21 protein-coding genes and 2 pseudogenes are annotated in these 23,219 nt (G+C 66.7%); 12 read left to right on the top strand and 11 right to left on the bottom strand.

All coding sequences use genetic code 11. The features are described 5' to 3' along the window. Window positions 1-60 precede the first annotated feature (60 nt). Window positions 61-816: a DNA repair protein RecO gene (gene recO, locus AC06G6_RS10335; protein WP_479821726.1), complete on the top strand. Its 756-nt coding sequence runs from the start codon at window positions 61-63 to the stop codon at window positions 814-816. 2 nt (window positions 817-818) lie between these two features. Further along, a pseudogene (locus AC06G6_RS10330) lies at window positions 819-1,647 on the top strand (isoprenyl transferase). Window positions 1,648-1,680: 33 nt separating this feature from the next. On the opposite strand, the gene AC06G6_RS10325 reads toward AC06G6_RS10330, so the two are convergent. Both AC06G6_RS10325 and AC06G6_RS10320 read right to left on the bottom strand, forming a co-directional pair. After that, the gene (locus AC06G6_RS10325) at window positions 1,681-2,760 is read right to left on the bottom strand and encodes an alpha/beta hydrolase (protein ID WP_479821724.1); all 1,080 of its coding nucleotides are present in this window, start codon (window positions 2,758-2,760) and stop codon (window positions 1,681-1,683) included. Between the two features lie 354 nt (window positions 2,761-3,114). After that, the gene (locus AC06G6_RS10320; protein WP_479821722.1) at window positions 3,115-3,603 is read right to left on the bottom strand and encodes an alpha/beta hydrolase; all 489 of its coding nucleotides are present in this window, start codon (window positions 3,601-3,603) and stop codon (window positions 3,115-3,117) included. Between the two features lie 243 nt (window positions 3,604-3,846). On the opposite strand from AC06G6_RS10320, the gene AC06G6_RS10315 reads away from it, so the two are divergent. Beyond that, on the top strand, window positions 3,847-4,920 hold the full coding sequence (locus AC06G6_RS10315; RefSeq protein WP_479821720.1) for a quinone-dependent dihydroorotate dehydrogenase: 1,074 nt from the start codon (window positions 3,847-3,849) through the stop codon (window positions 4,918-4,920). Window positions 4,921-5,030: 110 nt separating this feature from the next. On the opposite strand, the gene AC06G6_RS10310 is transcribed toward AC06G6_RS10315, so the two are convergent. Further along, on the bottom strand, window positions 5,031-5,630 hold the full coding sequence (locus tag AC06G6_RS10310) for a DUF3043 domain-containing protein (protein WP_479821718.1): 600 nt from the start codon (window positions 5,628-5,630) through the stop codon (window positions 5,031-5,033). A gap of 106 nt (window positions 5,631-5,736) precedes the next feature. On the opposite strand from AC06G6_RS10310, the gene AC06G6_RS10305 reads away from it, so the two are divergent. The 5 genes from AC06G6_RS10305 to AC06G6_RS10285 all read left to right on the top strand — a co-directional run bounded on the left by AC06G6_RS10305 (window position 5,737) and on the right by AC06G6_RS10285 (window position 10,934). Continuing rightward, window positions 5,737-7,167, top strand: coding sequence for a M20/M25/M40 family metallo-hydrolase (locus AC06G6_RS10305; RefSeq protein ID WP_479821716.1), 1,431 nt, complete (start codon window positions 5,737-5,739; stop codon window positions 7,165-7,167). A gap of 172 nt (window positions 7,168-7,339) precedes the next feature. Beyond that, window positions 7,340-7,729 (top strand): HesB/IscA family protein, encoded by a 390-nt coding sequence (locus AC06G6_RS10300; protein WP_307464786.1) that lies wholly within the window; start codon window positions 7,340-7,342, stop codon window positions 7,727-7,729. Between the two features lie 199 nt (window positions 7,730-7,928). Then, window positions 7,929-8,801 (top strand): aa3-type cytochrome oxidase subunit II, encoded by an 873-nt coding sequence (ctaC, locus tag AC06G6_RS10295; RefSeq protein WP_307464788.1) that lies wholly within the window; start codon window positions 7,929-7,931, stop codon window positions 8,799-8,801. A gap of 10 nt (window positions 8,802-8,811) precedes the next feature. Beyond that, window positions 8,812-10,536: an aa3-type cytochrome oxidase subunit I gene (gene ctaD / locus AC06G6_RS10290; RefSeq protein WP_479821713.1), complete on the top strand. Its 1,725-nt coding sequence runs from the start codon at window positions 8,812-8,814 to the stop codon at window positions 10,534-10,536. Continuing rightward, window positions 10,533-10,934, top strand: a complete 402-nt coding sequence (locus AC06G6_RS10285) for a cytochrome c oxidase subunit 4 (RefSeq protein WP_479821711.1) — start codon at window positions 10,533-10,535, stop codon at window positions 10,932-10,934. The genes ctaD and AC06G6_RS10285 overlap by 4 nt, the downstream gene beginning before the upstream one ends. 104 nt (window positions 10,935-11,038) lie before the next feature. On the opposite strand, the gene AC06G6_RS10280 is transcribed toward AC06G6_RS10285, so the two are convergent. Next, complete coding sequence (locus AC06G6_RS10280) at window positions 11,039-11,332, bottom strand: HPr family phosphocarrier protein (protein ID WP_479821709.1); 294 nt, start codon at window positions 11,330-11,332, stop codon at window positions 11,039-11,041. Between the two features lie 191 nt (window positions 11,333-11,523). On the opposite strand from AC06G6_RS10280, the gene AC06G6_RS10275 reads away from it, so the two are divergent. Continuing rightward, window positions 11,524-12,291, top strand: a complete 768-nt coding sequence (locus AC06G6_RS10275; protein WP_479828625.1) for a GntR family transcriptional regulator — start codon at window positions 11,524-11,526, stop codon at window positions 12,289-12,291. Window positions 12,292-12,441: 150 nt separating this feature from the next. Here AC06G6_RS10275 and qcrB read toward each other — a convergent pair whose 3' ends face one another. From qcrB to ctaE, 4 genes and pseudogenes are all read right to left on the bottom strand, one after another. Then, on the bottom strand, window positions 12,442-14,121 hold the full coding sequence (qcrB, locus tag AC06G6_RS10270; RefSeq protein ID WP_479821707.1) for a cytochrome bc1 complex cytochrome b subunit: 1,680 nt from the start codon (window positions 14,119-14,121) through the stop codon (window positions 12,442-12,444). After that, window positions 14,099-15,167: pseudogene (gene qcrA / locus AC06G6_RS10265) on the bottom strand (cytochrome bc1 complex Rieske iron-sulfur subunit). The gene qcrB and the pseudogene qcrA overlap by 23 nt, the downstream one beginning before the upstream one ends. 102 nt (window positions 15,168-15,269) lie before the next feature. Continuing rightward, a complete protein-coding gene (qcrC, locus tag AC06G6_RS10260) occupies window positions 15,270-16,055 on the bottom strand; it encodes a cytochrome bc1 complex diheme cytochrome c subunit (protein ID WP_479821705.1) in 786 nt (261 codons plus the stop codon). Between the two features lie 86 nt (window positions 16,056-16,141). Then, window positions 16,142-16,816 carry an aa3-type cytochrome oxidase subunit III gene (gene ctaE, locus AC06G6_RS10255; RefSeq protein ID WP_442512637.1) on the bottom strand — a complete coding sequence of 225 codons (675 nt, stop codon included), beginning with the start codon at window positions 16,814-16,816 and terminating at the stop codon, window positions 16,142-16,144. Between the two features lie 112 nt (window positions 16,817-16,928). Between ctaE and trpD the strand changes: the two genes are divergently transcribed. After that, entirely contained in the window at window positions 16,929-17,987 is a 1,059-nt protein-coding gene (gene trpD / locus AC06G6_RS10250) for an anthranilate phosphoribosyltransferase (RefSeq protein ID WP_479821702.1), read from the top strand. A gap of 65 nt (window positions 17,988-18,052) precedes the next feature. Here the strand turns inward: trpD and AC06G6_RS10245 are convergent, their stop codons facing one another. Together AC06G6_RS10245 and AC06G6_RS10240 are read right to left on the bottom strand one after the other, a co-directional pair. Further along, window positions 18,053-18,331, bottom strand: coding sequence for an Lrp/AsnC family transcriptional regulator (locus AC06G6_RS10245; RefSeq protein ID WP_479821700.1), 279 nt, complete (start codon window positions 18,329-18,331; stop codon window positions 18,053-18,055). Between the two features lie 98 nt (window positions 18,332-18,429). Continuing rightward, on the bottom strand, window positions 18,430-18,870 hold the full coding sequence (locus AC06G6_RS10240; RefSeq protein WP_479821698.1) for a DUF3054 domain-containing protein: 441 nt from the start codon (window positions 18,868-18,870) through the stop codon (window positions 18,430-18,432). A 190-nt stretch (window positions 18,871-19,060) separates the two neighbouring features. Here AC06G6_RS10240 and AC06G6_RS10235 point away from each other — a divergent pair, with 190 nt between their 5' ends. After that, window positions 19,061-19,537, top strand: a complete 477-nt coding sequence (locus AC06G6_RS10235) for a VOC family protein (RefSeq protein WP_479821696.1) — start codon at window positions 19,061-19,063, stop codon at window positions 19,535-19,537. Window positions 19,538-19,694: 157 nt separating this feature from the next. After that, window positions 19,695-21,878 (top strand): elongation factor G-like protein EF-G2, encoded by a 2,184-nt coding sequence (locus AC06G6_RS10230; RefSeq protein ID WP_479821694.1) that lies wholly within the window; start codon window positions 19,695-19,697, stop codon window positions 21,876-21,878. A 42-nt stretch (window positions 21,879-21,920) separates the two neighbouring features. Here the strand turns inward: AC06G6_RS10230 and AC06G6_RS10225 are convergent, their stop codons facing one another. Beyond that, window positions 21,921-23,054, bottom strand: coding sequence for a phytase (locus AC06G6_RS10225; RefSeq protein ID WP_479821692.1), 1,134 nt, complete (start codon window positions 23,052-23,054; stop codon window positions 21,921-21,923). Window positions 23,055-23,219: the final 165 nt, after the last annotated feature.

Genomic DNA, 23,219 nt, shown 5'->3' with positions numbered 1-23,219 from the left:
CTGAACTGCGGTGTTTCCCGATAGGCAGCGTTTCCTTCAAAGACAGTGCGAAGATTAACCGTGGCCCATCCCTCCTCCTTTGCCTCCCGCGCCTACCGTGATGACGGCGTCATCCTGCGCACCCACAAGCTGGGTGAAGCGGACCGCATCATCACCATCCTCACCAAGCACCACGGCCAGGTCCGTGCGGTGGCCAAGGGCGTCCGGCGCACCAGCAGCCGCTTCGGCGCCCGGCTGGAACCCTTTATGGTCGCGGACCTCCAACTGATCTCCGGCCGCACCCTGGACATCGTCACGCAGGCAGTCGCCAAAGGGGCCTACGGCGGCAACATCGCCGCGGACTACGGCCGCTACACCGTTGCTGCGGCCATGACGGAGACGGCCGAGAAGCTCACCGACGTCGACGGCGAAGCGGGCACCGCCCAGTACAACCTCCTCGTCGGGGCCCTGGCATCGCTGAGCCGCGGGGACCACAGCCCGGAACTCATCCTCGATTCTTACCTGCTGCGCGCCCTCGCCACCGGCGGCTGGGCGCCGAGCTTCACCGACTGTGCCCGCTGCGGGGCCCGCGGTCCGCACACCGCGTTCTCGGCTCCGCTCGGCGGCATGGTGTGCGCCGACTGCCGGCCGCCGGGATCGCCCGCGCCGGCCGCGGAAACCGTTCTGCTGCTCGGCGCGCTGCTGACCGGGGACTGGACGACGGCGGACGCGTCCGTCCGCGTGCACCGCCGGGAGGCCGCGGGCCTCGTGGCCAGCTACCTGCAGTGGCATCTGGAACGTGTCCTCAAATCCCTCAAACATGTGGAGCGAACGTAACTGTGGCGTTGGGTAAAAAGAAGAATCCGGTCCGGCAGCGGAGCGCCCCCGTGGTGCACCCGTACCCGCACGCTTCCGGAGCCGTGCCCCCGGCGATCCCGGCGGAGTTCATTCCCCGCCACGTCGCGATCGTGATGGACGGCAACGGACGCTGGGCCAACCAGCGCGGCCTGCCCCGGATCGAAGGCCACAAGGCGGGGGAGCCGGCCCTGCTGGACGTCGTGGCCGGGGCGATCGAGCTCGGCATCGAGTACGTGAGTGTCTACGCCTTCTCCACCGAGAACTGGCGCCGCTCGCCCGAGGAAGTGCGCTTCCTGATGGGATTTAACAAGGATGTGCTACGTCGGCAGCGCAACCAGCTCGATGAGTGGGGCGTCCGGATCCGCTGGTCCGGCCGGGCGCCCCCGGCTCTGGGGCTCGGTGATCCGCGAGCTGGAGGAGGCCGAGGACTTCACCCGCGGCAACAGCACGTGCACGTTGAACATGTGTGTTAACTACGGCGGGCGCGCCGAAATCGCGGATGCGGTGTCCGCGATCGCGGAGGAAGTCGCCGCCGGGCGGCTGAAGCCCGGTGCCATCACCGAAAAGACGATCCAGAAATACCTGGACGAGCCCGACCTTCCCGACGTCGACCTGTTCCTGCGCAGCTCCGGCGAGCAGCGGCTCTCCAACTTCATGCTGTGGCAGTCGGCGTATGCGGAGTTCGTTTTTATGGACACGCTCTGGCCCGACGTGGACCGGCGCACCCTGTGGGACGCCGTCGAGGTCTACGCCCAGCGGGACCGCCGGTACGGCGGTGCGGTGGACGCGGCCCCCGCCGGCCCGGCCTGACCCCCAGGGAACCGGCCTGGTGGTCAGCCCCCGTCAGCCCGGGTAGAGGCTGAGCCAGAGGACGAGGTCGTCGTAGGCTTCCTGCCGCACCGCGCGGCGGGACAGGAAGATGTCGTGGATTGCCCCCGGGTACCGGAAGACCGCGGTCCGGCGGCCCAGCCTGAGCGCGCTGCGTGCCGTTTCCTCGACATCGATCACGGCGTCGAGTCCCATGAGTTCCTCGGACCATTCGGCCTGGATCCGGGTGCGTCCGGAGAGCATGACCAGCACCGGCGAGCGGATGTCGAGCCGCTGCGCCACGGCCGCGTGGCCGGCCAGGACTGCCTTCATCCAGCCCGGCCGGACGGGGAAGGATTCCCGCGGACGCCACGCGGGATCCAGGACCCATTCGCCGTTCGCTGTGGCGCCCACACTGTCCCAATAGCCGGGCATGCTGGGCATCAGGAGAACCCGGCGCGGATCCGCGCGCGCCAGCGGTTCCACCAGATGCACCGCGATGTTCCGGATCAGGCTGCTGCCCTGGAGCTCCAGCCAGGGCGAGTTGAGGACCAGCGTGCCCAGCCTCCCCGGGTTCCGGTCCGCCCACAGCGCAGCCACGAGACCGCCGAGGGAATGCGCGAGCAGGTGCACCGTCGGCGCCGCGGAGCTGCCGGTGCGGCCGGCGACGTCGGAGCCGATCGCTGCCAGCGCGGCCGCGATGTCCTCGTCATAGACGGCCAGGTCGGTGGTGTAGCCGGGGGTCTGCCAGTCCCGGAGGCTGCGCCCGAACTTCCGCAGGTCCAGGGCATAGAAGTGGAAGCCGCTGGCAACGAGGTGATCGGCGAGTTCGGCCTGCAGGAAATAGTCCGCCCAGCCGTGCAGGTAGAGGACCACCTTCGCCGGTGCCTGGGTCCCGGGAACGGCCGGGGCTGGGTTAGGAGCGGCCGGGCCCGGTGCCTGACCAGCCGGGTCCGGCGCCGTCACCCCGGCCGCAGCCCCGTCCGGCGCGGCGTGCCGGACCAGGGTCGCGACAACGGGGCCCTCGTCGTCCGGCGCCAGGGGCAGTTCCAGGCGTGCGAAACGGCTGCCCAGCACATCTTCCCGCCACAGCGGCCGCAGCCCGGCGAGCGTCACGCGGAACCGCCGTCGTCCAGCACGTACGCGCGGAGCCAGCGGGCCAGGCGGGCGTAGGCGTCGGCGCGGACCCGCGGGGCGGACAGGAACACATCGTGCAGGGCGCCGTCGATCCGTTCGAGCGTGATGGTCCTGCCCAGGCTGAGAGCCCGCAGGGCAATGGTGTTGACGTCCAGGACCGCGTCGGTGCGCCGCATGGACTCCTTCCAGAACATCCCCGTGGCGCTGGCTCCGGAGATCAGCACCAGGATCGGGACGTCGATGTTCAGTCCCCGCGCCACCCGCGACTGCCCGCTGAGGACCGCGCTCAGCCACCCGGCCCGGACCGGGAACGCCCGGGGCGGGCGGTAGTTGTCATCCAGGGTCCATTCGCCTTCCGCGGCGCTGCTGATGCTGCGCCAGTAAAAACCGCGTTCGGGGAGCCGGATGACGGCCTCGGGCCGGAACCGCGCGAGCGGCTCCACCATGGTCCGCGCCGCACGGCGCACGGCCGGACTGCCGTGCATCTCCAGCCACGGGCTGTCGAGGATCAGCTGCGAGACCATCCCCGGATGCCCGGCTGGCCCACAGCGCGGCGATCAGCCCGCCCGTGGAGTGCCCCATCAGCGCCACCGTCGGCGCCGCTTCAGCGTCGGGGTGCAGGGAGGCGATGATGCCAATCGCCGCGGTGATCTCGGCGTCGTAGTCGTCCAGGTCGGCCACATAGCCGCCGGGGGCGCCGGCGTGGAGGCTCCGCCCGTGGTTGTGCATGTCCAGGGCGAAGAACGCGAAGCCCTGGCCGGTCCAGAATTCGGCGAGTTCCTCGTTGAAGAAATAGTCACTCCAGCCGTGCAGGAACAGCACGGCGCGGGGCCGGCCCCGCCGGCTTCACCCCTGCCGGCCGGAGCCCCGCCGGAGGCAGTCCCTGCACCGGGGACGTGCCGCACCAGCGTGGCGGTCCGCTCGACGCCGTCGGGCCCGGCCGCCGCGACGGTGCAGGCCTCGAAGTCGTCGCCGAGGATATCGGGTACCCAGTCCATGGCTTCATGCTAGCGCCCGGTGGCCTGCGGGTTTGGTCTGGGGAGCCGGAACCGCAAAACTAGAGCCATGCGCGTATATCCGACTTTCTTCCGGCTGGCCTTCTCTTGGATGGACGCCGAACGCGCCCACAAGATCGGCTTCAAGGCCATCCGGCTCGTCCACTCCTGCGGCGCCGGACGGGTGCTGCAGAGGTTCACCGCCCCGGCGGCGTCCCTCCAGACCCAGGCGTTCGGCCTGACGTTCCCCTCCCCGTTCGGCCTGGCGGCCGGATTCGACAAGGAGGGCCACGGGATTGAGGCCCTCACCGAACTGGGGTTCGGCCATGTCGAGGTCGGCACCATCACGGGGCAGGCCCAGCCGGGGAACCCAGCGCCGCGGCTCTTCCGCCTGGTCGAGGACCGTGCCGTGATCAACCGGATGGGTTTCAACAATGACGGCGCCGCCGCCGTGGCGCCCCGCCTGAAGTCCGCCCGCGCCGCCCTGCAGCGCCGCCACCCCGGTGTCCGCCCGGTAATCGGTGTCAACATCGGCAAGAGCAAGGTCGTGGAACTCGAGGACGCCGTGGCCGACTACCTGGTCAGCACCCGCAGCCTGGCACCGGCCGCCGACTACCTCGTGGTCAACGTCAGCTCCCCGAACACCCCGGGCCTGCGGCTGCTCCAGGATGTCGAAACCCTGCGCCCGTTGCTGGCGGCCGTGGGGGAGGCTGCGGACCAGGCGTCCGGACGCCACGTCCCGCTGCTGGTCAAAATTGCCCCGGACCTCAGCGATGAAGACATCGACGACGTCGCCCGCCTGGCACTGGACCTGAACCTGGACGGCATCATCGCGACCAATACCACCATCGCCCGCGCCGGGCTCTCCTCCAGCGCCGAGAAGGTGGCGGCGTGCGGCGCCGGAGGGCTGTCCGGGGCACCGCTGAAGCAACGGTCGCTGGAGGTTCTCGCCCGGCTGAAGGCGGCCACCGGCGGCAAACTGACCCTGGTTTCCGTGGGCGGCGTTGAAACCGCGCAGGACGTCCAGCAGCGGCTCGACGCCGGCGCCACCCTCGTGCAGGGATACACGGCGTTCCTCTATGAAGGACCGTTCTGGGCCGCCCGCATCAACCGGCTCCTCGCGAAGCACCCGTCCCGGCGCTGAGCCGCCCCGCACCGACCATCCCCGGCACCGCACCGACCATCCCCGGCCGCCGGGGGACGACAAAGCCCCCGGCAGTCAGACTGCCGGGGGCCCTGTGTTGGTGGCGTGAATCAGGCGGGGTATTCGCCGCGCTTGACGAGGGGCTTGGGAAGGCGCAGGCGGCGGAACTGCAGCGAACGCATGGAGCCGTACCAGACGGTGCCGCGCTCCACGTCCCCGAACTTCTCCTCCAGGCGCTTCTTGAGCTTCCGGGACAGGATAAAGACGTCGACGAAGACCGCCAGGAACATCACCCAGAACCCGCCCAGGACGTAGACCATTTGTTCGCTGGTGGACGGGACGAGGAGTGAGACGATCACGAAGATGAGTGCGCCGAACATCAAATATTCGCCGAGGCTGAAGCGGGCATCCACGTAGTCACGGGCGAAGCGCTTCTGCGGGCCCTTGTCGCGCAGCGGCAGGAACCTCTCGTCGCCGGTGTCCATGGCCTGCCGCATCTTGAGCCGCTGCTCCTGGACCGCTGCCCGTTCGGCGGCCTTCGAAGCCTTGCGGTCCTCGGGCACGAGCGGCCGCTTGCGGGCCGCCACCTGCGCGTTGCGCTTGGGCGTGGGCGCGCCCTTGCCGAGGGCGGTGTCCCGGGCTGCTGCCCCGGCCGCCTGCTGGTCAACTATGTCCTGCGCCGATGGCGCTTCTTTTTTACGTCCAAACACCCCTTCAGAATACCCCGGTGCGGCGCGCGCGAGACCCGGCCCACACGTCAGATGACGCGCTGTTGCCCTGTTTGAAGTGATCCGCGGCACCGGTAGTGTTCTGGCCATGACTCCATTACCCGCGGGGAACCCGCAAACCGCCACTGCCCGGGTCGGAAATGTCGACACCGAGGCCCTCCGCCAGGCCGTTACCGAATCGTTCGACACCACGATCGCCCAGCTGACGGAGCTCGTCGCCATCCCGGGCATCGCCTGGCCCAGCTTCGACCCCGCCCCGCTGAACGCCAGTGCCGACGCCGTCGCCGAACTGGTCCGTGCCAGCGGCTTCGACGAGGTCCTGATCCTGCGCTGCGACAAGGAAGACGGGACCCCGGGCGGCCCCGCCGTCGTCGCCCGCCGTCCGGCCGCCGCGGGCAAGCCGACCATCCTGCTGTATGCGCACCACGACGTGCAGCCCACCGGTGACCTGGCGCTGTGGGAGACCGAGCCCTTCACCGCCGTCGAGCGCGACGGGCGGCTGTACGGGCGCGGCGCGGCCGACGACAAGGCCGGGATCCTCGCGCACATCGCGGCCTACTCGGCCGTGACCCGGGTGCTGGGCGACGACCTGGGCCTCGGTGTGACCTTCTTCTTCGAGGGGGAAGAGGAGGCCGGCTCGCCGACCTTCCGGACCTTCCTCGAAACCCACCGGGAACTGCTGCGCGCCGATGTGATCGTCGTGGCCGACTCCAGCAACTGGAAGGTCGGCATTCCCGCCCTGACAACCAGCCTCCGCGGCCTGGTCGACGGCACCATCGAGGTCAAGGTCCTGGACCATGCCGTCCACTCCGGCATGTTCGGCGGCCCCGTGCTGGACGCCCCGACCCTGCTCTCCCGGCTGATCGCCACCCTGCACGATGATGCGGGCAACGTGGCGATCGCCGGCCTGGTCAGCCGGGACGACGTCACCGTTGACATCTCCGAGGAGCAGTACCGCGCCGACGCCTCGGTGCTCGACGGCGTCCGGCTCGCCGGCACCGGGACGATCGCGTCGCGGATGTGGACCAAACCGGCACTGTCGATCATCGGCTTCGACGCCCCCGCCGTGGACGTCGCCTCCAACACCCTCCTGCCCCGGGCACGGGCCAAGTTCAGCCTGCGGCTCGCGCCCGGACAGGATCCGGCCGAGGCGATGGACGCCGTCCGCCGGCATGTGGAAGCCAACGCGCCGTTCGGCGCCCACGTCGTCTTCACCCCGGGGGAGAGCGGCAACGCCTTCCTCACGGACACCTCCTCCAAGGCGGCCAGTGTGGCGATGTGGGCGCTCGGCGAGGCGTGGGGCGTTCCGGCCGTGGAGACCGGCATCGGCGGCTCGATTCCGTTCATCGCCGACCTGACCGAGCTGTACCCGGACGTGCAGATCCTGGTCACCGGCGTCGAGGATCCCGATTCCCGGGCCCACAGCGCGAACGAATCCCTCCACCTGGCGGACTTCCGGAACGCCATTGTGGCCGAAGCCCTGATGCTGGCCCGCCTGAATGAGGAAGGACTGGCCTGAGCGGACCGGCCGGCGGTGTTCCCCGGGGAACATCCGGCCGGCCGGGACGGTTACGCCAGGAGTTAGAGCTACAGGGCTGATCGACGTAGCATGTAGCTATAGCCCGTACCGTTCAAGTAGGGGCGGGTGCCGCGGGAGCGGCGCCGCCACCACCGTCGTTAGAAGGTAGGCCATGAGCACTACAACCAATGAAAACAGCGCCGACAGCACCGCCACGGCGGGCGAGGAACTGGCAACGCACGAGGTCAAACTGACCGACGTCGCCGCCGGCAAGGTCCGCAGCCTGCTCGAGCAGGAAGGCCGCACCGATCTGCGCCTCCGCGTGGCCGTGCAGCCCGGCGGTTGCTCTGGCCTGATTTACCAGCTCTACTTCGACGAGCGGCTCCTCGACGGCGACGCCGTCCGCGACTACGACGGCGTCGAAGTTGTGGTCGACAAGATGAGCGTCCCGTACCTCAGCGGCGCCAGCATCGACTTCGAGGACACCATCTCCAAGCAGGGCTTCACCATCGATAATCCCAACGCCGGCGGCTCCTGCGCCTGCGGTGATTCCTTCCACTAAGGCCGGGCGATCTGCCCGGCCTTAGTGCCGCAGGATTCACAACGAGCGGACCCGGTAAAAAGGTCCCGACGCACGGCGCGGACATGTGGGCGAAAACTCGCGGGGAGCGGTAAGCTCTACACCGAGTAGTAAAACTTTTCGTGTGCCCTGACCGCCATTTTGCGGCCCGGGCAACAGCAACAAGTAGGAAGGGCCGTCTGTGAGTTCGCAGAACCGAACCGGCAGCCGACGCAAACAGATCACTACGATCACTGGCTTGGCACTCGCCGGCGCGTTGGCTTTGACTGGATGTTCACCAGAGGTACAGAAAGGGTGGCTGCCCACCGAGCGTGGCACCACCAACCACACTGACCGCATCATGGACCTCTGGGTCAACTCATGGATTGCCGCCCTGATCGTGGGCGTCATTACCTGGGGCCTGATGATCTGGTGCATCGTCGCCTACCGGCGCCGCAAGGGCACCGTCGGGTTCCCGCGGCAGAACAGCTTCAACCTGCCCCTTGAGGTCTTCTACCTCACGATCCCGCTGTTCATGGTCCTGGTGTTCTTCTACTTCACCGACCGCGACCAGCAGGCGATCGACAACCGCGCCGAGCCGGCCGACGTCGTCGTTGACGTCCGCGGCAAGCAGTGGGCGTGGGACTTCAACTACAAAAAGGGCGACGTCATCCGCGAGGATGTCCACGAAGCCGGCGTCCAGGCGCACCTCACCGGCGAGGAAGTGGACAAGGAAAAGCTGCCCACCCTGTACCTCCCGGTCGACAAGTCGGTTGACCTCGAGCTGAACGCCCGCGACGTCATCCACTCCTTCTGGGTCCCCGCCTTCCTGCAGAAGCGCGACATGATCCCCGGAAAGACCAACTACATCAGGTTCACCCCCACCAAGGAGGGGACCTACGACGGCAAGTGCGCCGAACTCTGTGGCGAATACCACTCCGAAATGCTGTTCCGCGTGAAGGTCGTTTCCGACGCCGAATTCCAGGCGCACCTGGAGAAGCTGCGCCAGGACGGCAACACGGGCCTCCTCGGCGAAGAGTACGACCGCAACCCGGCCCCGACCGAAACCAAGTAAGGGGAGCGACGTGGCAACTACCTATTCACAGCCCACCGGGATCCTTGAGGCTCCCGTAGTACCGAAGTCCAAGGGACGCATCGTCGTCAACTGGATCACCACGACCGACCACAAGACCATCGGGTACATGTACCTGATCGCGTCGTTCGTGTTCTTCTGCTTCGGCGGAGTCATGGCGCTGCTGATCCGCGCCGAACTCTTTGAGCCCGGCATGCAGATCCTGCAGACCAAAGAGCAGTACAACCAGCTGTTCACCATGCACGGCACCGTGATGCTGCTGATGTTCGCGACACCGCTGTTCGCCGGCTTCGCCAACGTCATGATGCCGCTGCAGATCGGTGCCCCCGACGTCGCCTTCCCGCGGCTGAACGCACTGGCCTTCTGGTTCTTCCTCTTCGGTTCGACCATCGCCGTGTCCGGCTTCATCACCCCGCAGGGTGCGGCGTCGTTTGGCTGGTTCGCGTATGCGCCGCTGTCCAACACGACGTTCAGCCCGGGCGTGGGCGGTGACCTCTGGGTCTTTGGCCTGGCGCTGACCGGTTTCGGTACCATCCTCGGCGCGGTCAACTTCATCACCACGATCATCTGCATGCGCGCCCCGGGCATGACGATGTGGCGGATGCCGATCTTCACCTGGAACATCCTCGTCACGTCCATCCTGGTCCTGATGGCCTTCCCGCCGCTGGCCGCAGCACTCTTCGCCCTCGGCGCGGACCGCCGCTTCGGAGCCCACATCTTCGACCCGGAGAACGGCGGCGCTGTCCTCTGGCAGCACCTGTTCTGGTTCTTCGGACACCCGGAGGTCTACATCATCGCCCTGCCGTTCTTCGGCATTGTCTCGGAGATCTTCCCGGTCTTCAGCCGGAAGCCGATCTTCGGCTACAAGGGCCTGGTCTACGCGACCATCTCCATCGCCGCGCTGTCCGTGACCGTGTGGGCCCACCACATGTACGTCACCGGCTCGGTCCTGCTGCCGTTCTTCTCCTTCATGACGATGCTCATCGCCGTCCCCACCGGTGTGAAGTTCTTCAACTGGATCGGCACCATGTGGCGGGGATCGATTACCTTCGAAACCCCCATGCTGTGGAGCATCGGCTTCCTGGCGACGTTCCTCTTCGGCGGTCTGACCGGCATCATCCTGGCCTCCCCGCCGCTGGACTTCCACGTCTCCGACTCCTACTTTGTGGTGGCCCACTTCCACTACGTCGTCTTCGGCACCGTTGTCTTCGCCATGTTTGCCGGCTTCTACTTCTGGTGGCCGAAATGGACCGGCAAGATGCTCAACGAGCGCCTGGGCAAGATCCACTTCTGGATGCTGTTCCTCGGTTTCCACGGCACCTTCCTCATCCAGCACTGGCTGGGCGTCGAGGGCATGCCCCGCCGCTACGCGGACTACATGCCGCAGGACAACTTCACCTGGATGAACCAGTTCTCCACCTACGCCTCGTTCCTGCTGGGCGCCTCGCTGATCCCGTTCTTCTGGAACGTCTACATCACCTGGCGCAGCAACGAGCGGGTCGAAGTGGATGACCCGTGGGGCTTCGGCGCCTCGCTCGAGTGGGCGACCTCCTGCCCGCCGCCGCGCCACAATTTCACCTCGCTGCCGCGGATCCGTTCGGAGCGTCCCGCTCTGGACCTTCACCACCCCGAACTCTCCCAGTCATACACCGTCGAATCTCCTGCCCCGGCAGCAGCAACTCTCGGTAACGCCGACCAGAAGGATCAAGCCCAGTGAAAATCGAATCAAGGCTCTTCGGATTCGGAGCCTTCTTCTTCATCCCGGTCTCGATCGTCTACGGATTCCTGACCGAATGGACCGAGTGGGTCGGCATCCTCGGTGTCCTGCTGCTCGGCGGCCTCTCCATCATGATCGGCGCCTACCTCGCCTTCACCGCCAAGCGCGTCGGGATGCGTCCCGAGGACCGCAGCGATGCGGAGATCCACGAGGGCGCCGGTGAACAGGGTCACTTCAGCCCCTGGAGCTGGTGGCCGCTGGTCCTCGGCGCGGCCTCGGCCGCAGGATTCCTCGGCCTGGCCATCGGGTTCTGGATCGTCTACATCGCGGCCGGTCTTGCACTGGTCGGCCTGGTCGGCTGGGTTTACGAATACAGCCGCGGAGACCACGCGCACTAACGTCCGTAAGGACACATACTGATCAATAACGACGGCGGGCCCCACCAAATGGTGGGGCCCGCCGTCGTTGATGCTGGGCGGCCCGTGCAGGGCCGCTGTGGCGCTCAGCGGGACCGGGCGGACTCCAACAGTGCCCGGAGGCCCTCCAGGGCCGCCTCGACGTCCCTGGCGCTGCAGCGCTCCGGAATAGCGCCGGGGGCCACGGCCAGTTGCACCTCACAGCCGTACTGGAAGTCCTCGGTCATGACTTCCAGCAGCGAGCGGGCATCCACCGCCGGCCTGCCGTCCCTGCTGATGGTGACGGGCAGCCCGGTTTCCAGGACAGCGCGGACGAAAAGCGCCGCAGGCCTTGCATGCAATCCGACGTCGGCCTGGACGACTGCGGTCCGTACTGGCAACGGGGCTCCCTTGTCTCAAATGGTGGCGGTCTTGGTGCCGGCGGAGAACCGGCACATTTAAGCGTAGCCGGGGCCGCGTTCCCGGGCGAACCAAGACAACGCGGTGGTCTAGACCTGCGGGGGTGTGGCTTAACCTTGAGGTATGACTCATTCCGGAAGGCTGCGCAGTGGCGGCCTCTGACGCGGCACGCATGACCGGCGAGATCGACCGGAACAACGGTACGCCCATCTACGTCCAACTGCGGGAAATCCTCAGGACCCACATTGTCAGTTCCTGCCCGCCCGGGTCGGCGCTGCCCTCCGAACGGGACCTCGCCGAGCGCTTTGGCCTGGCCCGGATGACGGTGCGCCAGGCCATCGATGCGCTCGTCGGGGAGGAAGTCATCGAGCGGGTGGTGGGCCTGGGCACTTTTGTCCGGAAACCCAAGCTGGATCTGCAGGTCAAGCTGACGTCCTATAGCGAGGAAATGCAGCGGCGCGGCATGGTCCCGGCAGCCAAGGTCCTCAGCTTCGAGCAGATCGGCGCCAGTGCCTTCCTGGCCCGGGAACTCCAGCTCGAGGAGGGGACGCCGCTGGTGCGGTTCCGCCGCCTGCTGCTGGCGGACAACGAGCCCATGAGCGTGGACGAGAACTTCATCCCGGCGCACCGCGTGCCCGGACTGCTCGACGGCGAACCGCCCACTTCGCTCTACAACGTCCTCAGTGAACGCTACGGGCTGGTGATGGAGTGGGGCGAGGACATGATCGAGGCAACGGCCGCCTCGCCGTCCACGGCCCGCCTGCTCAACGTCGAGGTCGGTTCGCCGCTGCTGAAGATCCAGCGCCACGCCTTCGTGGCCCGCGCCATGGTGGACTACTCGGTGTCCTACTACCGGGCCGACCGCTACAAGCTCTGGGTGCCGCTGCAGCGCCCCGGCGTCCGCCCGACGCGCAACTACGCCTCCGGCTACCGCCCCTGAGCAGCGACGCGGGGTCACGCGCCCATTGAATCCTTGGGGAGACGGGCTTCCGGTGGCCCCGCGTTGTTTGCCGGAGTCCTGGAGCTGCAGAGGTACGCAGAAAGGCCCGGTCCTGGTGGACCGGGCCTTTCTGGTGTTCACTGCAGCCGGTTAGCGGCTGAGCGTCTTCTGGGTGTCGCCTGCCTCGATCGCCTCGTGGGCGCCGTGGTGGCCATGGGCCGCCTCGAGCTCAGCGGGCGTGGCCGGGGCAACCCGGTCCTCGAAGAACCACTGCGAGAGCTTCGCGCGGCGCTTCTCTTTCTTGTCGACGACGCCGTTGGCGTTCGGCTCCGCCGGAATCGGCGACGGCGACTCGAAGCCGACGAGCTTGTAGCGCTTGTACTCGTCCAGCGGGGCGTGGACCTCGATGAACTCGCCGTGCGGCAGGCGCACGATGCGACCCGTCTCACGGCCGTGCAGGGCAATCTCGCGGTCCTTGCGCTGCAGGGCCAGGGCGATGCGCTTCGTGACAATGAAGGCGATGACCGGGCCGATGAAGAACAGCGCCCGCAGCCAGTAGGTCACGTCGTTCAGCGACACATGGAAGTGCGTGGCGATGAGGTCCGAGCCTGCTGCTGCCCACATGACGCAGTACCAGACGAAGCCGGCCATGCCGATGGCGGTGCGTGTCGGGGCGTTGCGCGGGCGGTCCAGGACGTGGTGCTCGCGGTCGTCCTTGGTGATCCACCGTTCGATCCACGGGTACATGAACATCACGGTGAAGAGGATGCCCGCCGGCACCAGGGCCGGGAGCAGGACGTTGAAGCTGAAGACCTGGCCGAACCAGACCTGTTCGACGCTCCAGTTGCCGATGGTGCCCGGCATCAGTCGGAGGGCACCGTCAACGAACCCGATGTACCAGTCAGGCTGGGTACCGGCCGAGACGGGGGAGGGGTCGTAGGGGCCGTAGTTCCAGATCGGGTTGATGGTGAAGAACCCTGCCATGAGGGCGACGACACCGAACACGATGAAGAAGAAGCCGCCGGCCTTGGCCGCGTAAACCGGGCCAAGCGGGTAGCCGACGACGTTACCGTCGTTGCGTCCCGGGCCGGGGTACTGGGTGTGCTTGTGCACGACCACCATAAAGAGGTGCATCACGATCATCAGGAGGATGAGCGCGGGAACCAGCAGGATGTGAAGCATGTACAGGCGGCCGATAACCATGGTGCCCGGGAATTCTCCGCCGAAGAGGAAGAACGAGATGTACGTTCCGATCACCGGGATGGACTTGATCACGCCGTCGATGATGCGCAGGCCGTTGCCGGAGAGCAGGTCATCGGGGAGGGAGTAGCCGGTGAAGCCGGCAGCCATCGAGAGGATGAGCAGAACGCTGCCCACCACCCAGTTCATTTCACGGGGCTTCCTGAACGCGCCGGTGAAGAAGACGCGGAGCATGTGCACGGAGACTGAGGCGACAAACAGCAGCGCGGACCAGTGGTGGACCTGGCGCATGAACAGACCGCCGCGGACATCGAAGGAGATATCCAGTGAGGAGCTGTAGGCCACCGACATTTCCACGTTTTTCAGCGGCAGGTAGGAGCCCTGGTAACGCGTCTCCGCCATCGAGGGATCGAAGAAAAACGTCAGGAAGGTGCCCGAGAGGAGCAGAATGACGAAGGAGTACAGCGCCACTTCACCGAACATGAAGGACCAGTGGTCGGGGAAGACCTTGCGGCCGAATTCACGGAGCATCCCGGAACCGCCGACGCGCTCGTCAACGAAATTGGTGATGCGGCCGCCCTTGGTCTTGGCGACGAAGGCGGGGGCACTAGGCGTTGATACTGCGCTCATGCTCATCACGCTCCCAATAGCTAGGTCCTACAGGTTCTTTGAAGTCGCTGGTAGCGACCAGGTAGCCCTCGGAATCAACCGCGATTGGCAGCTGGGGGAGGGGCCGGCTGGCCGGGCCAAAGATAACCTTGCATTCCTGGGTCAGGTCGAAGGTTGACTGGTGGCACGGGCAGAGCAGGTGGTGTGTCTGCTGCTCGTACAGGGCAACAGGGCAACCAACGTGGGTGCAGATCTTGGAGTAGGCGACTATCCCGTTATAGGCCCAGTCCTCGCGTCCCGGGGAAGGATTGAGCGATTCCGGGTTAAGGCGCATCAGCAGAACAACGGCCTTGGCCTTTTCTTCCAGCTTGTGTTCGTGCAGTTCGTTCAGGCCTTCCGGAATGACATGGAAAGCTGAACCGATGGTCACATCGGCTGCCTTGATGGGGGTGCCGTCAGGATCGCGGGCAAGCCGCTTGAGCTTGCCATCCTGGGGTGCCCACATCGTGTGCTTCAGGGCGTCGTCAGGACGCGGACCCAGATCACCGAAGATGGCAAGGGCCGGAGGGAGCCAGCGCCACGGCGCCCAGGAGGGTGTTGCGGATCAGCGGACGGCGCTTGATGCCGGTTTCCTCGGCGATGTCGTCGACGATCCGGACAGCGGCCTGGCGGTCTTCCTCGGTGCGGATGGCATGGCGCTCTTCCGAGACTTCATGGTCCGGCATGAGGGCTTTGGCCCAGTGCACGATGCCGGTGCCGATGCCAAGCATGGCAAAGGCGGTGCCGAGGCCCAGCAGCATGTTCTGCAGCCGGACCGTCGCGATCCCGGTACCGTCCCCCAGATCGATGGCAAAGTACGCCACCAGGAATATCAGGGTGCCAACGACCGAGGTCCCGAACAGAAGGGCTACCTGCCGTTCTGCTCGTTTGGCGGCCTTCGGGTCCGTGTCGGCCAGGCGCAAACGATGCGGAGGAAGTCCAGGATCCTGGAACTTCTCCACCTCATTCTGACCAGCCCTAGCTACGGTGCCCGAGTGGTTCGGACTGCCGTCACTATGGTTGCCCATAATTCGCCTCATCCCTCTCTCGTCTCGGCAAGTGCCGAGTTAGCTTTCAATTCAAACTGCTGACGGGTCAGCAGAAAATTCTTACAGGTGCAACAGGTGGGCTTAGGACGTCCGGGACGTTAGCCAGATGGTGAACGCAATGATTACGCCCAGGCCGGCGATCCAGACAAACAGACCCTCGGACACCGGACCCAAAGCACCGAGGTCCGCGCCGCCGGGAGAGCCGTTGGCTTCGATCTGCTTCAGGAACGTGATGATGTCGCGCTTGCCCCCCGGGCCGACGTTGGCGTCGCTGAAGACCGGCATGTTCTGCGGGCCGGTGACCATGGCTTCGTAGATGTGCTTTTCGGAGACACCGCTCAGGGCCGGAGCGAACTTGCCCCGGGTCAGCGCGCCGCCGGCAGCAGCAGCGTTGTGGCACATGGCGCAGTTCACGCGGAACAGCTCGCCGCCGTTGGCGGCGTCGCCCTGGCCATCAAGGACATGTGCCTCCGGGATGGACGGGCCGGGGCCGAGCGAGGCAACGTAAGCGGAGAGCTGGTGCGTCTGCTCCTCGTTGAACTGGGCGGGCTTCTTGTAGGCCTGCGGGCCGTTCATCTGCATGGGCATGCGGCCGGTGCCGACCTGGAAGTCAACGGCGGCAGCGCCGACGCCAACCAGGGAGGGGCCGTCTTTGGATCCGCTGGCGCCCATGCCGTGGCAGGTGGCGCAGTTGGCGGCAAAGAGTTTGCCGCCTTCCTCTGCGTCATTTGCGCTGAAGCTGGTGGTGGCCTTGGCCTGGTTGACGGTGGTGGCTACGGCGTACAGCCCACCAGTGACCAGGAGGCCCATCAGCAGCAGTGCAATTGCTGCTAGCGGGTGACGTCGCTTCTGCGAGAGTGCCTTCACGTGGTGGTTCCTTTTTTCGATCCTGCGTTGGCTCCGGGAGCCACTTCTTGAAATTCTGCCTCTTGTAGAAAAAGAGTCAAGTCTTGCTACTTGAGGACGTAGATGACCAGGAAGAGGCCGATCCAGACGACGTCGACGAAGTGCCAGTAGTACGAGGTGACAATCGCGGAGGTTGCTTCGAAGTGGCCGAACTTCTTCGCTGCGAAGGAGCGGCCCATGATGAGGAGGAAAGCAACCAGGCCGCCGATGACGTGCAGGCCGTGGAAGCCTGTGGTGATGTAGAACGCCGAACCGTAGGCGTTGGATGAGAGTGAGACATGCTCGGAAACGAGCATGGCGTACTCAGTCGCCTGGCCGGCCACGAAGAAGGCACCCATGACGAATGTCAGGGTGAACCATTCGTTCATTCCCCAGCGGGTGAAGCTGAGGGGGCCGCCGCTTCGTCGCGGCTGAAGCCGCTCAGCGGCGAAGACGCCCATCTGGCAAGTAAAGGAACTTGCCACGAGGACGATCGTGTTGATGAGCGCAAAGGGGAAGTTGAGCTTGGCTGTCTCGTCGGCCCACATCTGTCCGGAAGTCGAACGGAGTGTGAAGTACATGGCGAAGAGACCGGCGAAGAACATCAACTCACTGGAAAGCCAGACTACGGTTCCAACAGAAACCATGTTCGGGCGATTCAGCGTCGGGTGCGCCGGGGTACTGGGGGCATGGGTCGCAGATGTCACATAGACATTATGTCTATAAAACTCCCTCCTGCCCAACGCAAACCGCGTTTTGGGGGGACTTTTTCTACAAAGACGCGAATTCGCGCGGAAAAGTTCCCGGACCCGTTCACATTGGTCTTTGCAGTGCGCACCTCGATAGCATCAGAACGTGACTTCTCAGGCATCTGCACAGGCGGCAGTGAACACGTGGCCGCGGCTCATCAACGCTCTCATTGACGGGACGGATCTCACCACCGGCAACACGGAGTGGGCGATGAACTCGATCATGTCGGGGGAGGCCACCCCGGCCCAGGTCGCAGGTTTCCTCGTGGCCCTGCGGTCCAAGGGCGAGACCGTGGATGAACTGGTCGGCCTGGTCGAGGCGATGATCGCGAACGCGAGCCCCATTGAGATAGCAGGGCAGAAGCTGGACATCGTCGGAACCGGGGGAGACCAGCAGAACACGGTGAATATTTCCACCATGGCTGCGCTGATCGCGGCCGGCGCCGGCGCCAAGGTGGTTAAGCACGGCAACCGTGCAGCGTCGTCGACTTCCGGGTCCGCGGATGTCCTCGAGGCCCTGGGGGTCCGGCTGGACCTGCCGATCCCGCGGGTGGCTCTCAACGCGGAAGAGGCGGGCATCACGTTCTGCTTCGCCCAGGTGTTCCACCCCTCGATGCGCCATGCCGCCGTCGCCCGCCGGGAACTCGGCGTGCCGACGGCCTTTAACTTCCTGGGCCCCATGATCAACCCGGCCCACGTTCAGGCCTCGGCCGTGGGTGTGGCCAACGAACGGATGGCCCCGCTGGTGGCCGGAGTCCTGGCCAAAAGAGGCAGCCGAGGGCTGGTGTTCCGCGGGAATGACGGACTCGACGAGCTCACCACCACGGGGCCGTCCCGGGTCTGGGAAATCCGGGACGGGGCCGTGCGCGAGGAAATGTTCGATCCGCGCGACCTCGGCATCCGCCAGGCAACCCTGGAGGAACTGCGCGGCGGGGACGCCGCGGCCAATGCCGCCGTCGTGCGGTCCGTGCTTGCCGGCGGCCCCGGTTCGGCGCGCGACGCCGCCCTGCTGAACGCCGCTGCCGGACTCGTGGCCTTTGACCTGGATGCTGTCGGACCGTTCAGTGAGCGGATGGCCGCCGCGTTGAAGCGAGCGGAAGAGTCCATCGAGTCGGGTGCCGCGGCTGCCGTGCTGGACCGGTGGGTCGCACTCTCGCGCAGCTGAACAGTTCGGGGGAACGCCGGCCGGCGGGGCGGCTCAGCGGCCGGGCCCGGGCCCGGCGAATCCTACTATTCGAACCCGAGGGCGAAGGCCGCGTCGAGGTCGTGCTGGGAATAGGCCCGGAACGCGATCTGGGTGGTGGTGTGGACAACGCCGGCAACCTTGGAGAGTTTGTCCGCGATGACGTCGGCGAGATCGTCGTGCTTCGGTACCCGGGCTATTGCGATGAGATCCCATTCTCCGGTGACGGAGTAGACCTCGCTGATGCCCTGGATGGCGGAGATCTCTTCCGCGGTCTCCGGGATGCGGGAAGCGTCTGTCTTAATCAGGACGAAAGCGGTGACCACGTGTGAGCCTTTCCGGATCTGTTGCGCCGTTGCCGGCCGAGTAAAGGCGCCGGGCGGTACTCCACCGGCCTCGGCCATGTCCCTGCAAGCCTAGTCCATCACGCCCCGCGGCGGCGTGTGTTGAACCGCCGGACGACGGCTGCCAGGAGGCGGTAGCCGAGCAACAGAATGCCCAGGCTGAGCAGCGCCACGATGACGAACGGCAGGACCACGGTCTGTCCGGTGACGGCCCGCAGGAGCATCCCGATGGTAACCGCGCCGAGCCAGACGCCGACGCCGGCCGGCCAGAGGGCCAGGGGCGCGCGCCACACACGCAACGCCAGCCAGGCGAGCGCCGCGCCGGCGAGAAAGGGCCAGGCCGTGGAGAATACGCCGAGGACGATGTCGCCGCGCTGATGGGCGTCCCGGCCGATGGCTGCGAACACGAGAATCAGGGCGGCATCAGCGCAGGCTGCCAGCACTGCGGTCCGGCGTGCCGCCGTTCCCGGCGCGGAGGGGGAGACGGCAGGACGGGGAAGCGGGGGCGTTGCGGAAGGCATGCTCCAAGCGTAGCCCGGCGGGATGGAGGGAAGCAGATCCGGCGTTCGTCGTTACGGTCACGCGGGGGAGGCCGCTCAGGCAGGGCCTTTCGTTGTGCCGGTTATCCCGCGGGACTAGGCTCGGGCTACAACCCCGCACTGCCGCCGGATTCCGCCTTGCGGCACGGGCCGGACGGAAAGAGGACAGACCGTGGCCGAGAAAATCACCACCTGCCTGTGGTTCGACAACCAGGCGGAAGAAGCCGCCGGGTTCTACACCTCCGTCTTCGACGGGGGGAAGGTGCTGGATGTCTCCCGCTACGGCGAGGGCGGTCCCGGCCCGGCAGGCCAGGCGATCACCGTGCGGTTCGAAATCGAGGGGCGGACCTTCACAGCCTTGAACGGCGGACCGGCCTTCACCTTCAACGAGTCGGTCTCCTTCGTCATCGATTGCGCCAACCAGGAGGAAGTCGACCGCTACTGGGACGCCCTGCTCGCGGGCGGCACCGAAAGCCAGTGCGGCTGGCTCAAGGACCGGTACGGCGTCTCATGGCAGGTGGTCCCCTCCGTGCTGGGCGGGCTGATCGGGGGCCCGGACCCGGAGGGGTCCCAACGCGCCATGCAGGCCATGCTGGGAATGCGGAAGCTCGATATTGCGGCGCTGCAGCAGGCCTACGACGGTAAGTAGGGACGGACAGCGGACCCGCACAGCACTGGTGCGGTGCGGAGTTGGCCGTTGCGTCTTGCCGTCGGTTCCTCCCAGGGTGTCCAATCCATATAGACAGCGGCACGCTTCACGGAGGCCGGCGGCTCGGCTCCCGAGGGATGCAATCCAGGAGGTTCCCATGGCCACGAAAGACGCCAAGGTTCCGGCGAAGGCCGCCGGCCGGGGCACATCCGAACTCCGGCGGGCGGACGCCTCCGATGTCCGGCCGCCCGAACAGCCGGAGTTGATCCGGAACGTGGCGCTGGTGGGCCATTCGGGCGCCGGCAAGACGATGCTGGCCGAGGCGCTGCTGGCCGCAACAGGTGTGATATCGCGGAAGGGCTCTATTACCGAAGGCACCACCGTGAGCGACTCGGAGCCTGCCGCGGTCCACCAGCAGCGCTCCGTCGCCCTCTCCGTGGTGCCCGTACTGGTTGGCGATGTCAAGGTGAACCTGCTCGATACGCCGGGCTACCCGGACTTCATCGGTGAACTGCGGGCCGGGCTTCGGGCGGCGGACGCGGCGCTGTTTGTCGTCTCGGCGGTTGACGACATCGATGCCGCCACCACGGCCCTATGGGGAGAATGCCAGCGCGTTGGGGTACCGCGGGCGGTGGTGATCAGCCGGCTGGACCACCCCAGGGCGGACTTCGACGCGGCGCTCGAGAAATGCCAGCGGGCGTTCGGCGACACGGTGCTGCCGCTCTACCTGCCGATGCGCAACGGGGCGGAGGTCACCGGACTGCTTGGCCTGCTCTCGGGCACGGTCTCGGAAGGGCCGGCGGACGGGGCGCTGCCCGTGACCCGGAGGGCCGACGACGTCGAACGCGGCGCCTCTGCGGCGGCGCGGGGCGGGCTCATCGAAGGGATTATCGCTGAAAGCGAGGATGAATCGTTGATGGACCGGTACCTCGGGGGCGAGGACATCCCTGCCGAGGTCCTCATCGGCGACCTGGAGACGGCCGTCGCCCGGGGTTCCTTCCACCCGGTCATCGCCACGTCCGCAGAGACCGGCGTCGGACTGGCGGAACTGCTGGACGTCGTGGCACGGGCCTTCCCCCCGCCAACCGAACACGGGGGTCCGGTGGTGTCCCACCTTGACGGCACACCGGCCGCCACACCGGAGTGCGACGCCGCGGGGCCGCTGCTCGGCGAAGTGGTGCGAACCAGCATCGACCCGTTCCTGGGCCGTGTCTGCCTGGTCCGTCTCTTTTCCGGCACACTGCGCGAGGACACGGCCGTCCATGTGGCCGGGCACGGTCTGGAGGAACGGGGCCACGCCGACCACGACAGTGACGAGCGCGTCTCCCACGTGTATTCGCCGCTGGGATCCAGCCTGCGGCCGGTGCCGTACAGCGTGGCGGGGGACATCTGTGCCCTCACGAAACTGGGGCCGGCCGAGACCGGAGACACGGTATCGGCCAAGGACATGCCGCTGCTGATCCAGCCGTGGGAGATGCCGGATCCGCTGCTGCCTGTTGCCGTCGAGGCGGCCTCCCACGGCGACGAGGACGCTCTCTCCCGGAGCCTGGGAAAGGTCGCCGCCGGGGACCCGGCGCTCCGTGTGGAACGGAACGCCGAGACGCACCAGCTCATCCTCTGGTGCATGGGCGAGGCGCACGCGGACGTCGTCCTGGGCAGGCTGCGCGAGCAGGGCGTGAACCTGCAGACCGTCGACGTCGTCACCCCGCTGCGGGAGACGTTCGCCGGGCGCGCGGCGGGCCACGGCCGGCACGTCAAGCAGTCCGGCGGCCACGGCCAGTACGCCGTCTGCGACATCGAGGTGGAACCCTTGGAACGCGGCGCCGGCTTTGAATTCATCGACAAAACCGTGGGAGGGGTCATTCCGGGACCCTTCATCGCCTCGGTGGAGAAGGGCGTGCGGGCGCAGATGCAGAAGGGCGTCTTGGCCGGCTTCCCGGTGGTGGATATTCGGGTGACCCTGCTCGGCGGCAAGGCCCACAGCGTGGATTCTTCGGACGCCGCCTTTCAGGCGGCGGGGGCGTTGGCGTTGCGGGAGGCCGCGGCCGCCGGGAGCATCCAACTGCTGGAACCCGTCTCGGCGGTCACCATCAGCGTGTCGGATGAGCATGTGGGGGCGGTGATGAGCGACCTGTCATCGCGCCGGGCCCGGCTGACCGGAACGACGTCGGCCGGGGGAGGCCTGACTGAGGTCACGGCCGAAGTGCCGGACCAGGAGCTCCTGCGATACACGATCGAGCTGCGCGCCCTGACGTCGGGAAGCGGCCGTTTCGACCGAAGCTACCTGCGGCACGAGCCGGTGCCCGCTGCCGCAGCCCGCGCCGCCACCACCAAGGACTGAGGACCCGTCCGGGACGCACGCCGGCACCCCCCGACGGGTGGGCTATTTCAGGACAGAACTGAGGGGGACGTATTTCAGGTTCGACGTGTCGCCGCCCTTGTTGGATTCGTCGTGGACCACCAGCAGCCCCTGCTCGAACTGCGGGCCGACGTTTTCGGTGGTCACGTCCAGGCCGTCGGTCCCGGTGACGGCGTCGACCGACCCGTTGCCTGAGACCTCAAATGATTTGAGGAACGGGTTGTCTCCGGACCGGCCGTAGATGGCGATGGTGGAGTTGCCCTGGCTGGATACGAAAAGGTAGCCCGCGCCGTCTGCGCCGTAGGCGATGCTCATCCCTTCAATGTCCGCCTCAAGGCGGCCCGCCCCCACCTCGTCCACGGAACTGCGGCTGGTTCCGGCGTCAGGTTCCGCGCCGTATTTCCAGACGCCGGTGCCCTCCTGGCCGACGTACAGGTGGCCGAGCTCGTCGTCAGCGACGCAGCTCTCGGTGATGCTGCTGACCGGCAGCGTCCTGACGGGGACGGCGTCGACCTTGCCTGCCCCGTCATCGACCAGCTCGAATTGCTGGACCGATCCGGGCCCGTTGGGAGTCACGAAGGCATAGAACTTTCCGCTGGTACTGCTGCGGTACATGCAGAAGCCGTAATTGGGTGCCTCGGTCCCGATGCTCCGGGCTGCGACCGGTGACAGGGTCCTGGCTGCGGTGTCCAGGGACCAGAGAGACAGCGTGTCGTTCGACCGGTTGTTGCCCCCGACCAGGACAAGTGAAGACCCCGACGACGGGAATCCGGCCCTCAGGTCAACGTTGCCGATCATTCCGTCCGGCCGGAAGTGGATCAACTTACCGTTCATGTCGAAGACGCCGATCCCCCCGCCGGACGTGGACTTATTGTCAGCGATGACCACGCTGTTAGCCGGGTCGGCAGGATCGGCCCAGATGGCGGAGTCATCTGAAATGTCACCCGAACCCGAAAAACCCTCGGATTCGAGCACCGCCAGCGCACTTGGCTCCGCCGGCACGGCGGTGGCGGACTGGGTGGGGGCCGGGGTAACGCCGGTGGCCGACGACGAGCCGGGCGGGGGCGGGACCGGCCCGGGTTCACAACCGACCAAGGCGGGGGTGCTCAGCGCAGCCGCGGTGAGCAATACCGCTAAAGATCGGACGTGGCCGGCCATTGCTCGCCCCCTGGTCCCTGAGTCCCCGGCCAACTGTGCCTAGCCAATGTTGCCGGCCAAACATTGGCGTCTTCGGAGTATGTAAACACCGCGTCACGCTGTCAAGCACACCGGACGGGAACGAAGAAGCATTGAATTATAAGCAAGCTTATGGTTTCCTGCTTC

This window comes from Arthrobacter sp. CJL-S3, assembly GCF_056711635.1.
Note: the sequence above shows the minus strand (reverse complement) of the source record. Positions and strands in the feature narration are given on the sequence as shown.

What these genes read in the sequence shown, in the direction of transcription:
- AC06G6_RS10230 (WP_479821694.1), top strand. Translation starts at nt 19,695, where the DNA reads ATGGCCACGAAAGACGCCAAGGTTCCGGCGAAGGCCGCCGGCCGGGGC.
- qcrB (WP_479821707.1), bottom strand. Translation starts at nt 14,121, where the DNA reads ATGAGCGCAGTATCAACGCCTAGTGCCCCCGCCTTCGTCGCCAAGACC.
- AC06G6_RS10300 (WP_307464786.1), top strand. Translation starts at nt 7,340, where the DNA reads ATGAGCACTACAACCAATGAAAACAGCGCCGACAGCACCGCCACGGCG.
- AC06G6_RS10275 (WP_479828625.1), top strand. Translation starts at nt 11,524, where the DNA reads ATGACCGGCGAGATCGACCGGAACAACGGTACGCCCATCTACGTCCAA.
- AC06G6_RS10315 (WP_479821720.1), top strand. Translation starts at nt 3,847, where the DNA reads ATGCGCGTATATCCGACTTTCTTCCGGCTGGCCTTCTCTTGGATGGAC.
- AC06G6_RS10240 (WP_479821698.1), bottom strand. Translation starts at nt 18,870, where the DNA reads ATGCCTTCCGCAACGCCCCCGCTTCCCCGTCCTGCCGTCTCCCCCTCC.
- AC06G6_RS10305 (WP_479821716.1), top strand. Translation starts at nt 5,737, where the DNA reads ATGACTCCATTACCCGCGGGGAACCCGCAAACCGCCACTGCCCGGGTC.
- AC06G6_RS10225 (WP_479821692.1), bottom strand. Translation starts at nt 23,054, where the DNA reads ATGGCCGGCCACGTCCGATCTTTAGCGGTATTGCTCACCGCGGCTGCG.